The organism is Sphingobacterium sp. WOUb80 (genome assembly GCF_050058145.1).
Taxonomy (GTDB): Bacteria; Bacteroidota; Bacteroidia; order Sphingobacteriales; family Sphingobacteriaceae; genus Sphingobacterium.
In genome coordinates this window covers 704,769-717,024 of record NZ_CP165617.1, presented here as the reverse complement: position 1 = coordinate 717,024, position 12,256 = coordinate 704,769, and the positions used below count along the sequence as shown (strand labels likewise).

The 12,256-nt window shown below is 42.9% G+C and carries 11 protein-coding genes; 3 read left to right on the top strand and 8 right to left on the bottom strand.

The window, feature by feature from the left end; all coding sequences use genetic code 11:
* Position 1: 1 nt before the first annotated feature.
* Complete coding sequence (locus AB1Z56_RS02765; protein WP_313266009.1) at positions 2-814, bottom strand: hypothetical protein; 813 nt, start codon at positions 812-814, stop codon at positions 2-4.
* A 706-nt stretch (positions 815-1,520) separates the two neighbouring features.
* Here AB1Z56_RS02765 and AB1Z56_RS02760 point away from each other — a divergent pair.
* The 3 genes from AB1Z56_RS02760 (at position 1,521) to AB1Z56_RS02750 (ending at position 3,665) form a co-directional block, all read left to right on the top strand.
* Entirely contained in the window at positions 1,521-2,012 is a 492-nt protein-coding gene (locus AB1Z56_RS02760) for a hypothetical protein (protein WP_309361770.1), read from the top strand.
* Between the two features lie 107 nt (positions 2,013-2,119).
* Positions 2,120-2,971: a hypothetical protein gene (locus AB1Z56_RS02755; protein WP_426791009.1), complete on the top strand. Its 852-nt coding sequence runs from the start codon at positions 2,120-2,122 to the stop codon at positions 2,969-2,971.
* A 16-nt stretch (positions 2,972-2,987) separates the two neighbouring features.
* Positions 2,988-3,665, top strand: a complete 678-nt coding sequence (locus AB1Z56_RS02750; RefSeq protein WP_426791008.1) for a YiiX family permuted papain-like enzyme — start codon at positions 2,988-2,990, stop codon at positions 3,663-3,665.
* 35 nt (positions 3,666-3,700) lie between these two features.
* On the opposite strand, the gene AB1Z56_RS02745 is transcribed toward AB1Z56_RS02750, so the two are convergent.
* The 7 genes from AB1Z56_RS02745 to AB1Z56_RS02715 are packed head-to-tail and all read right to left on the bottom strand — an operon-like array spanning position 3,701 to position 12,152.
* On the bottom strand, positions 3,701-4,672 hold the full coding sequence (locus AB1Z56_RS02745) for a Gfo/Idh/MocA family oxidoreductase (protein ID WP_426791007.1): 972 nt from the start codon (positions 4,670-4,672) through the stop codon (positions 3,701-3,703).
* Positions 4,665-5,876 carry a M20 metallopeptidase family protein gene (locus AB1Z56_RS02740; RefSeq protein WP_426791006.1) on the bottom strand — a complete coding sequence of 404 codons (1,212 nt, stop codon included), beginning with the start codon at positions 5,874-5,876 and terminating at the stop codon, positions 4,665-4,667. The genes AB1Z56_RS02745 and AB1Z56_RS02740 overlap by 8 nt, the downstream gene beginning before the upstream one ends.
* A gap of 40 nt (positions 5,877-5,916) precedes the next feature.
* Complete coding sequence (locus AB1Z56_RS02735) at positions 5,917-7,482, bottom strand: SLC5 family protein (RefSeq protein WP_426791005.1); 1,566 nt, start codon at positions 7,480-7,482, stop codon at positions 5,917-5,919.
* Positions 7,463-8,854, bottom strand: a complete 1,392-nt coding sequence (locus AB1Z56_RS02730) for a hypothetical protein (protein ID WP_426791004.1) — start codon at positions 8,852-8,854, stop codon at positions 7,463-7,465. Before AB1Z56_RS02730 ends, AB1Z56_RS02735 begins: the two co-directional genes overlap by 20 nt.
* A 3-nt stretch (positions 8,855-8,857) precedes the next feature.
* Positions 8,858-9,625, bottom strand: a complete 768-nt coding sequence (locus AB1Z56_RS02725; protein WP_309361784.1) for an SDR family NAD(P)-dependent oxidoreductase — start codon at positions 9,623-9,625, stop codon at positions 8,858-8,860.
* A 16-nt stretch (positions 9,626-9,641) separates the two neighbouring features.
* Positions 9,642-10,820 carry a galactonate dehydratase gene (gene dgoD / locus AB1Z56_RS02720; RefSeq protein ID WP_426791003.1) on the bottom strand — a complete coding sequence of 393 codons (1,179 nt, stop codon included), beginning with the start codon at positions 10,818-10,820 and terminating at the stop codon, positions 9,642-9,644.
* A 9-nt stretch (positions 10,821-10,829) separates the two neighbouring features.
* Positions 10,830-12,152, bottom strand: a complete 1,323-nt coding sequence (locus AB1Z56_RS02715) for an aspartate aminotransferase family protein (protein WP_426791002.1) — start codon at positions 12,150-12,152, stop codon at positions 10,830-10,832.
* Positions 12,153-12,256 lie beyond the last annotated feature (104 nt).

Genomic DNA, 12,256 nt, shown 5'->3' with positions numbered 1-12,256 from the left:
TTTAAACATAGCTTTCAGTCGTTAAGTTGATGTAATTTATTTTGGGGTGCTTGGTATCCATCATGGAATTGGTGGTAAAGACACAGGCTATCGGTGAATCATCATCCAGTAATGTGCCTTTAAAAATGCGAGGTTCACAATGTGTGACCAAAAGATAGACCGCACTGGCACCCATTTCTTTCAAAATTTTCCCTGCCCAAAGAAAAGTTCCACCTGCAGAACACAGGTCATCGACAATAATGCATTTTGCCCCGAGTGGAATATCTCCGGCCTTAAGTTCCATCCCCTCGATTCGGCCTGTTTGCGGGTTCCGCTTCTTCTCAAAAACACAGCTCTTTTCATAGCCGCTATTGACATAACGTGCCGCAGCCCCTTTATCTGGAAAAACAATCCGATCTTGATCCGAAAAATCAAGTTTTTCCATTAATTGTGGCAACCAGTCCAATGCCGGATAAATCCCTACACTGTTCGCCAGTAGCTCCAGCGTCACATTGGAATGCGGCTCGACAACAGATACCGTATCAAAGCATAAACTATTTATAAAATCAGCCACATACTGTAAGGTAAACAAATCGCCTTCAATCTTCCGATCCATACGGCTATAAGGCATATAATGGATCAGTAAGCGGCAGGATTCAGTGGGCACTTCGTCTAATCGCTTCTTGACAAAAAGCAAGCGGATTAAATCCCCATCCTCCTGATAAGTAAATTCAATAAGGTTGTTCTTGAAGATCAACTGATCAAAATCTTTCACTTTTGTCTCCCCATTTGGAAACTGCTCTGTGACTATCTGATGCTTATTTAATACAATCATAGCTTTATATTTTGCTTTCTACTATTGAGTACTTTTTACTCAACAAATATGGGGATTAAATTTAAGCCTGCAAAACATATTGAGTACTTTTTACTCACAAATACCAAAACAACACATATAAAACTGAAAATCAGCCAAATAATTTAATAAAGACCGGGTAACTTAACTATTCACCCAACATTTCTAAATATCGGACATAAATCTGATTTCCTGATTAGCGTATGGACAATCAAGATAGATATAAAACCGAAACACACGCATACCATCTAGTATCTAATAACAATTTTTAATCAATATTTAGACAGTTATCAGTCAGTGATTATACAATCTACACTGAGTCATCACTGAACAAGCACTGAACAATCACTGAACGATCACTGAACAAGCACCGACAAAAGACGGAATTTGTCTCCTATATGATCTCCGTTTGCTGCTATAGCTTCCCACTCTTCGTTTGATTAACGGACAGAAAGAAAAATCCCGACTGCAAGACAAAAAAAAAGCAACGGAAACATCTACTGCACACGCTTATAGGAGATGTTTAGATGATAAAAAAATACGGAAAGACAGTTACAATAAAAATTAGCTGATTATAGGGATGGAAATTTTACGATAAAACATGATCTTTGTCTATACCATAGTCACAAAATTCTTTGTCAGCACATTTGTGGGCTGAGTGAGATTTTGAATTACTTAAGCATAAAGCATGGAATTAGCCAATCTTATAAAACAGGATATTGAGTCAATATTACAAATTGAATCTCAAGACATCAAACAATTGGTCGAGGACTATCGCGAAGACTTAATGGATTCGGAAACCTATGACGCTATTGATGCGTACAATATGCTCTATTCAAATATTTACGAAATGTCTGAGGAAGAGTACCTCGATGCTTTTCGAACCTTAAGTGAAGCTTATCCAAACTTTGGTAAAGCAGATGAAAATGACGTCCAAAAATCAATCGCTGAATTGGAACGATTAAAACATGCTTTTAATGAACTACAGCTCCACACAACGGAAGGCAAACAGCTTTTAGCACTACAATTAGCCGTTTTGGAATTGGACATTCAGGTCTATCGAAAACTCACCTCGTCACCGACTACAATGGAGATACAAGCTGAAATCAATTTATTGGAATCCGAATCGTTTGGATTAACCAATCAGATCAATCAGTTTTTAGAACAATACCACGATTAGTCATGCGATCATTTTATACGATGAATCGCTTAGGGTTCAAAACAGGTCTTTACTTACTTTGTTGGCTATCATTCCTGCCAACGGTACTTTTTTCTTCTCAAAGCAGGATGGTGTTTGATATACAGCAACAGACAGGCGACAGACTGCCCTTTTACATCAGCGACCAAGGAATACTTTGTTACAATTTGTCGGCTGAGGAGAATCAAATCAACACAATTCAGGTTGATTTAAACGCGGTATTTACAAATTCAACGGTAGAGCATCTTCGATCAAAGCACTATGAGCTATCCGATACAACAATAACGATCATTAGCTTTGATACTCCTCCCATTTCCGCCAGTTATAAGATTACCGATCACAAATTTGTTGTATCCAAATCCTCAAATTGGCTACCTAGCATGCAGCCGGCAGTTCGCACGATGACGTTGGATAGTCTGAAGCACATAGAGGCGCTGTTTGACACGAATGACCTCCACGGCCTCCTGCAACTCGAAACGACCATGCTCCCTTTTGAAAATATACTTTTATTTTTTAGTCAGCTGCATGGATTTTCCACAGTAGAGGAATTTAGCAGCAATGCCCTTCATCGGATTTTAGAAAAGGATCAGTATGCTATTGCCAAACAATTTCATCACTTATTTCTGACGAGAAACAGAAAAGTCGATGATTTCGAAGTACTGAAGGCGGCAATAGAAAAAAACGACATAGATTTTATCCGTAAAACCTCTTTAAATAGTCTAAACCGTCTGGGTATAGATGAAGTTAAAGCGGACTATAGCTTCACACAATGCACATTACTTGGAAAAGCCATATTAATGAAAAACAACATAGCCATAGATTATCTTTTGCAGAAAGGTGCCAGCACGGAGAAAGTATATCAATATGAATCCGACGTATTATCTGCTTTTCAACTCGCCGAAAGGACCAAGTCAAAGAAAATCATGAAACTATTTCAGTAACTTCATAAATAAAACAATGAAAAAGACACTTATTTACCTGATATCTCTTGTTAGTTATCTTATGATCACTACAGCGCTGACGCTACCAGTCCATGCGCAAAAAAAGCCAATGATTTCCAAGCAATCGAAAGCTAATTCAAAATTACCCCAGTTCAACGATGGCGATATGATCTTTCAGTCTTCTATTTCACCGCAATGCAAGGCCATCCAATTAGCAACGCGTTCTCCCTATTCCCATTGTGGCATTATTTTTTACGAACAAGGTAAACCTTACGTGTTGGAAGCCGTACAGCCTGTAACTGTAACGAAGCTGGAACACTGGATTGCGCGTGGCGAAAAGCAGCATTACGCCGTCAAACGCCTCAAAAATGCCAACAATGTACTAAACAGCTCGACAATAGCCAAAATGAAAGCAATCGGCAAAGATTTTATCGGCAAAAATTACGACGCGACATTCGAATGGTCAGACGATAAGATCTATTGCTCGGAATTGATCTGGAAAATATACCAACGTGGAGCAGACATCGAAATTGGGAAGCTGGAAAAGCTGAAAGATTTTGATTTAAGCAGTCCCGAAGTAAAAGCTAAATTGAAAGAGCGTTATGGCAATACTGTTCCCCTGAACGAAACCGTCATATCCCCCGCTTCAATCTTTAATAGTCCATTGTTGATTACGGTGACGAGTAATTATTAAGCAGGCTCTCTCCTTTATTTTTGAAACCGCCGCCTCTATTTTTGAAGCAGAACTGCCTTGCCACCGTTTAATTTACTTTCTTCGGCGGCGTCAATAAATGCGCATATTGCCAAGGTTTCCTTTTCGTCCACCGGACTTACGCCCGTTTCGAAAAACGGAAGGATCTTATCCAACAAGGGGCCGTAGCCCATAAATTGTCCCAAATGCACAATCCGATCTTTTAAAAAAACCGTACCACCAAAATCATCCTTCCCCTCGCGAATGCCACGGAGTGAGGCAATTCTTCCATCCGCCCAGTCCCCAACATAAAACGAAGTACCCTCTTCCTGAACAGTCCTTACCGAACGACATCCCGGTCCCATCAACGCAAATAACATTTCAACCCCATGGATGCCATACCAATAGAGATCCTTATGTGAAGGTTCCGTTACCGCCGGACAATAGACATCAGCCCCAATAATATTGGCTCGATCCAATTCCTGAAGCCCATTAATGTAACGCAATGAGCTTGAGGAAAAAACAGGACAATCGTAGTTTTTTGCTGCTTCAAAAATTTTGAAAGCGTCCGCATAGGAATTCGCTACTGGTTTATCGATAAATAAAGGTTTTTTAGCTTTGATTACTTGAAGTGCCTGTTCCAAATGTAGATTTCCATCATTTGTCTCCAAAAGCACATAATCTACTTTCTTCAATAGTTCGGCAATACTTGATACAATCGAAACCCCGAGCTGTTGCACTTCCGCTGTAATTTTCGGAATACGCGCGATACTTAAAGGGATTGTTTTGCTTCCATAGGGATAAGCCGCAACAACCCTGAATTTTCCATAGGGATGATTGCTGGCAGCCGTATTAATCGCTCTTGTAAAAGCAACGGCGTGTGTAATGTCCAGTCCGATGATTCCTATTTTTTTTACGCTCTCTTGCCTCGAGAACACCTTGTTATTCGCATTAACGGCATAGGATAGTCCAAATGCAAAAGAGGACATCAGGAATTTTTTTCTATTCATTTGATTCATTCAAAAGAGAAATAGCTGCATTGACCAAAACAGCTATGGATGTTTCGAAAGCCTTTTCATCCAGATTGAACTGTGGATTGTGAAGGCCATATTGGGTGGTAGAATCGTCGTTATTTGTCCCTATTAACATGAATAACGAGGGATAACGATAAGAATAATAAGCAAAATCCTCGGCTGCCATCCAGATTTCGAGATCTTGTGGCACACTATTGCCCATCGTTTCCGCGATAATTGTTTTGACTTTTTGTGTTAATGCGGGATCGTTATAAAGTGCGGGATAACCATGGCGTACTTCAACTTCTATCTTTGCACCCAGCGATACGGGAAGCGTTGCGGCTATTTCAGCAACCATTTCCAGCGCTTCCTTGCGCCATACCTCATCCATGGTACGAAATGTTCCCGCTAATTTGACTTCTTCGGGAATAACATTGGCAGCGCCATCTCCAATAAAACGACCAAAGGTCAATACAGATGGTACATCAGGGTTGGCTTTCCGACTGACAACTTGCTGTAATGTGGTGAGTAACTGTGCGCCGATCATAATGGGATCAACAGCCCGATGTGGCTCCGCAGCATGGCCACCACGTCCCTTAATGGTGAAATAGAATTCGTCGCTCGAGGCCATAAACCGGCCGGAACGTAAACCGACTTTTCCTACCGAAACACGAGGACTCACATGTAAACCCAGCACAGCTTTAATTGTTCCACCAAAAGATTCCAGAATCCCGGATTCCAAAACCTGAATCGCTCCCCCGGGAATCTTTTCCTCAGCAGGCTGAAATAGCAGTACAATTTTACCGGAAAACTCAGTTTTATAATCATTTAATAGGGATGCCGCCCCCAACAGATTAGCCGTATGAAAATCATGACCACAAGCATGCATGACACCGCTATTCTTCGATTTATAGTCCACATCATTTTGCTCATCTATCGGCAACGCATCAATATCAGCCCGTAATACCACAATATCATCACTCGCAGATTTCTGGCCGGTCAGTACAGCCACAACGCCTGTTTGAGCGACAACCTCAAATGGTATACCCAATTCCCGGAGTTGTTGCTGAATATAGGCACTTGTCTCGTATTCTTGAAAAGACAATTCAGGATGCTGATGGATATGTCGGCGTATTGAAACGATTTTTGGAAAAACAGCCGCTATCTTGGCATTTAATTCTTTCAGTATTGGGTCGATCATCTGGATAAGTTTTAAGAGTCTAACAAGTCAACAAGTTAAGCTAAAAATAACGTACATAAAAATAGAGCACCAACACCGTTATAATGATCCACCATAAGGTCGGATTTCGAAATCCACGGTAAGCGGCTTTATCCTGATCTGGCACCTGAAAAGAATCGCCCGTCAACACCAGATTTTTCAACCTTGCTTCGGAGACCGCAGGTGTCAACAAACTGACCACTGTGCAAGCAAGCATACAAGTCCAGAATACAATGCCTGTTCTATTAAAAAACGGCATTTCAGGTAATGTATATTCCAAAAGTAAAGAAAGGGGAATTGTCAATAAACCTGCTGTCAAAGCACCTTGCGATGTGGTTCTTTTCCAAAAAACCCCCATTAAAAACATCGTTGCAATGCCTGGCGTAAAAAGACCATACAGATTCATCAAATAAAGGAAAACTGGTTTATCCGAATAACTGATCAGCACGACCGCGCTCATGATTCCGAGCACAATAATAGCGACTCCGGCACGCTTACCAAAACGGACGGCTTCGTAGTCGCTTGCATTTTTATTAATATACTGACTATAGATATCCACGGTCAGAATTGTTGTACAGGAATTGATCGCTCCTGAAATATGGGACATGATCGCCGAAATTAATCCAGCCATCACCAACCCTACCAGACCTTTGGGCAATAAGGTTTCCACCAGTGTTGCAAACAGCAAATCGGGCTGATCGAGATGCGGCAGGAATTTTGGAGCCACCAATGCTGGAATAGTAATAATCAATGGAACCAAAAATTTAAGATAGTCACCAAAGATAACTCCCATACGCCCATGCCATTCATTTTTTGCCGCCAATACGCGTTGCACAATAAACTGGTTCGTAGCACAATAAAACACGCTGATACACAACAATCCGCCTAAATACATGGTCCAAGGAAAGTCAGGATCAGAAGCGGGATAAAACATTTTCCAATCCTTGGAGGATTCTACCACAGACTGAAAACCTCCTGCAGCATCTATGGTGGCAAAAGTTAATACGATTCCTCCCAGCACCAAAATGACAAGCTGCACCATCTCCGTCCATATCACCGCTTTTAACCCACCTAATACGGTATATAAACCGGTCAAAATAGCCATTCCAAAAATGCTGTATAAAATTGGAATGCCGAATAAGGCGTGCAGCGACAGACCGCCCAAATAAAGCACTGCCCCAATCTCCACAAATACATAAGTAAACAAGATCAAGATAGCATAAAGCACCCGGGTAGCGTTGCCATATCTCTTTTCGAGGTACTCAGGTATCGTATATAAACCGTTACGGATATAAAAAGGGAGAAATATCCATAATAATGCATTAAAACCGATTAGAATTGCTCCCCATTCTAGCGTAATTGCGACAAAACCACGACTATATGCAGCGCCCATAGCGCCAACAAGATGATGGCTGCTGATATTTGCAGCGATGATACTCCCCCCAATCATCCACCAGGGCAGCTTATCGCCTGCAAGAAAATAGTCCCGCTTCGAGGCGGAGTTTTTTTTCGAAGCGTATAAGCCCAATACCACTATACCAATAATATATACGGCAAAAATAACGACATCAATCCAATCGAGTTTCATCGGTCAATAATGTTTGAATTCCTAATTTAGTTTGTTCAATAAGTATTTCAAGACCACCGCTGGCATAGGGGCTTTGCCACACGGCATAAATATCCTTATCATAAAGCTCCTTCGGTGCGAGGTAACCCACATAACCATTCGCGATATTGATAAAAACGATTGTATGATCTGGAAATTCGGCTCTCACTTCGATTTGATAACAGGAATAAGCTTCGTTGGCCTGCGCCACTAAGACAGCATCCCCCATTTTCCAGATCCACACCGGAATAATAGCATCCTCTTGATCGCCGATAGATTTGCGGGTATTATATTTCCGCCAAAGGCGATCTTTCATAACACGGTCCGTACAGCGTTCGTATTCACTCAAAATTGCTTCGGGACTAGGCAGCTTTTTGTAAGGCACTTTGATCGATAATACCTTTTGCTTAAAATCGGTTGAAGCGCGCTGTTCCCGAAATCCCCAACAGGCCAGTGGAGCTCCCGAGATTAAAGATTCCTTAAAAACCCAGTTTTTATGACTACGCTGTTCCTGGGCCAGCGTCGCAAGCACAGCATAGCCCAACTGCTTCCCGTTGGCTTCGACCAGTGCCGGATCTTTTACATACTGTCTCCGTGGAGCCAAATCACCTGATGCACCCTGTAAAAAAAGACAAGGCACGGATAACGAGCGCTCTACTGTATTTCGCATTTCGCCAACAAAATCGGGTGAGAGCAAATCGTTCTCGTGAGCAAAGCTGGTTGGATGGCAGGCATAATTACAAATAACAGCTTTTAAGGTTTCAGTTTCATCATATAACCGTCCGACCAACAAGGTTGTATCCGCTTCTTTCAGGGGGTTATAACCAATCAGATAATGAGAGTCCACTTCCAGATCGCGATTACTGGCCAAATCACATACACCATAACTCCAGGTTAGACTTCCGTTAAACAGCCCACTTTGTGCCATTTCAACACAAGATATCGCCTGTTGTTTGAGGAATTCAAGGTAGGGCGAAATCAGTTCACCTCCAGGTTGCGCTGAATCTGTCGAACAGATACTAGGCCCGGCATGAGTATGCGATAGCGCAAAAATCAGCTGCGATTCAGCCAGATTAAAATGACTGAGCAATGCTAATCGCAAATTTTGTTCATCAGCTGCATTTTTCCACCAGCCTAAATCAGCTGTTAGCAGAATTGCGGGCAAGCCATCCCAGGATTGCATATATAGACAATGCATCATCAAAGGCTGATGAACAGCCGTTGCCTGGTCAAATGCAGCCGCCCCCCAATTACGGGAATAGATACCGACCGGTGGAGTAATATCACATTGGCTAAGTCCAAATCGTGCGCACAAGCTACCTGTCGTTTCTTTCAAGAGGTCTTTCTGTTTCATAAATTAGGGTCTAATCAAAGACAGTCCACCATCCATCACAATTGCGGTACCAGTCATATGTTTACAATTGTCTGAACAGATCCAAAGCACCTGTTTTGCAACCTCTTCAGCTTCAATAATCTGCCCGAGTGGCACCACAGCCTTTGCTTTCATTTGAAGTTCAGTATTCGATGACCAGACAACTTTACTCAAGCCGGCATTGACATAGCCAGGCGCAATCTCGTTGACACGAATTCCATATGCTGCATATTCAAGAGCCATGGCTTGGCAAAGCATACGCAGGCCAGCCTTAGAGACACTATAGGCCGGTAAATTTTGATGTACGGCATGTGCGGCCCAGCTACCCATAAAAACGATCGAACCTGCAAGCTCAGTCTCCACAAATGACTTCGCACAGGCATTCGCCAAGAAGAATGAACCGTCGAGATTAACGGCCATTTCATTCTTCCATTCCTCATTGCTTAACGAGCTGAAATTTTTAATCGTGACACATGCGGCATTCGCGATACAGATGGAAATTGCCCCCAGCTCCTGCCTTATCCGTGTCACCCAAGCGTCCACCTGTCTACCATCCGCCACATCGACCTGATCATAAAATAGGCTCGCTCCAGCGTCATCCAACAAGGGCCACCGCGCTCTAGCCACATGAGGTTCAAACCGATCCGAGATACATACAATGGCCTGCTGGGTCAAAAATGCTTCAGCCATGGCCCTTCCGATATCACCAAGCCCCCCACTGATCAATACGACTTTATTCTTATATTCCTCCATTATCGCTATTTTTAGACTACCAATCCCCTACACTACCGTCTTTATAGAAGGTTCGCTGTAATATTTCCTGTTGAAAAGGGTGCTTCTTTACCTCTGCTTCATTGATTTCAATCCCCAAACCAGCGCGCGCATTCGGACGAACAATCCGCCCTTTCTCTTGCACCGTAAATCCTTCGGTAACCACATCCTGACGCCATTCGACGTCCTTATGCACACTTTCACAAATAATATAGGATGGTGTTGCAAACCCCAGTTCAATGGAAGCTGCCGTACTCACGGGTCCCTGTGGATTATGTGGTGCCATAGATACCCGATACGCATCGGCCAAGGCTCCAATTTTACGCGCTTCAGTCAGACCGCCACAATGGGTAATATCTGGCTGTATAACACTTACAGCACGCTTTTCGAGCATATCCCGGAATGCATGTACACCAATCAAACGCTCTCCAGAAGCAATGGGTGTTGAGACAGCACGTTGGATCAAGGCAATATCTTCCATGGTCTCTGGCCAGCATGGCTCTTCAAAGAAATACAGACCATACGGCTCCAATGCTTTCGCAAATTGCATCCCCATTCGAGGGCTTGGCCGCGCATGGCAATCCACCATAATATCAATATCATCGCCAACAGCGTCACGCATCGCCTTCACGCAAGCTTCAGCATATTTAATTGGGCGTAGACCTTCTAAGGACATTGTCTCTGGAACAGCCATCGATTTAAAAGCGGTAAAACCCTCATCAACAGCTTTTAGTGCAAGATCACCAAATCGTTTGGCATCATCCGGAGCAGTCTCATAAAAATCCTCCATTCGACCTCCCCCTAAATGACAATACAAACGGATATAATCACGTACACGACCTCCCCACAACTCGTGACAAGGAACATTGTGAATTTTTCCTAAAATATCCCATAAAGCGATGTCGATACCACTGATGGCCGTACCGCGAACGATCCCGTTTCCATGCCAGAAGTGCTGTCTATACATCATCTGCCACAGGTATTCAATACGACGCGGATCTTCACCGATCAACAATTGAGAAATATCTTTGATTGCTCCGACCACACTTTGCGTATGCCATTCCAAGGTGGCTTCGCCCCAGCCCCAAAGTCCGGGCTGATCGGTCATAATTTTGACAAAAATCCAATTTCGCATGCGCGCATGGCATACAAAGGTTTCAATAGCGGTTATTTTCATAGTTAGGGTTTACAAACTTTTTATTACGCGTTCAGTTGCCTCCAACGTTCTGTCTATATCATCCTCCGTATGCGCAAAGGAGATACTTCCTTGTTTAATTGGTGCCGGGAAATTGAAAATCCCTTCTTTAATAAGCTTTTTACGATATTGGGTATCCAGTTCAAAGTTGTGGTTATCCAAAATATCATGAAAATTGACTGGCGCATGGTCCATAAAATATGTACAGAAGGCAGATCCTTGACGTGCAACATAAAATGGTACGCCTAATTTAGGAAATATTTCGTTATATCCCTGTTCCAAACGCGTACCAAGTGCTTCTACGTGCTCATAAACACGATGCTCGGCGCTTCCTAGTTTTTTCAGGGTCGCGATCGCCGCCGCAGTCGTTAAAGGAAAAGCATTAAAAGTACCGGCAATCATAACGCGCTTCGACTTATCAGGATCGACAAAGTAATCCATATATTTTTTCTTTCCTGCAATAACACCCAATGGGTAGCCGTTTGCAACCGCCTTTCCGAAGGTTGAAAGATCCGGCTGAATACCACAGATCGACTGATAGCCCCCCAGCGCATGTCTAAATCCAGTTTTCACTTCATCAAAGATCAACAGAAATCCATGCTCGTCCGCCATCTTGCGTAAGCCTTCCAAGTAACCTTCCTTCGGCTTTACAATACCGATATTCTGCAGAATTGGCTCCAACAAAATACAGGCAACATCATATTTTTGAACCACATACAGCACACTTTCCAAATCGTTGTAGTTGACAATGTGTACTAAATCGCTGTGATTTTTGGGAACGCCAGCACTCAATGAATCGAATGGATATTCCCCCGGACTTTGATATGAACCCACATCTGCACGTTGACTGATCACATTGCAGGCCACATCGTTATGCCAACCATTGTAGCCCCCCTGCATAACGATCACGTGGTCACGCCCTGTTACCGCACGGGCAATACGGATCGCATGGTAAGTCGCTTCCGATCCTGTCGTTGTAATCTGAACACTCTCCACCGAAGGAACAGACTGACAAAAAAGCTCCGCAAACTCACCTTCCAGTAAAGTTGGCCCAGCCCCCATCAATACCTGCTGTTCCTGCAATGTCTGTAACACGGCGGCATTGACATCCGGGTCATTATGTCCCAAAAAGGATGCGGCAAATCCAGCTTGATAATCTATGTAGCTATTCCCGTCAATATCTTCGACCAAACTACCATTTCCTTTGACGAAGCAGATATTCGGATCTGACTTTCGATTTAACGATACCACTCCACCAGGTATCCATCTTGCATTCTCCCGCAGTATTGCGGCTGATTTTTCATTTTCTTGCATGCCTATTAAAAGTTTTGCTATTTGTTATTGTTATAATTGGACGATGACTGCTAAACATGCTGCAGTCATCAGTAATATGTATTTCAATACCTATTACTTTATGT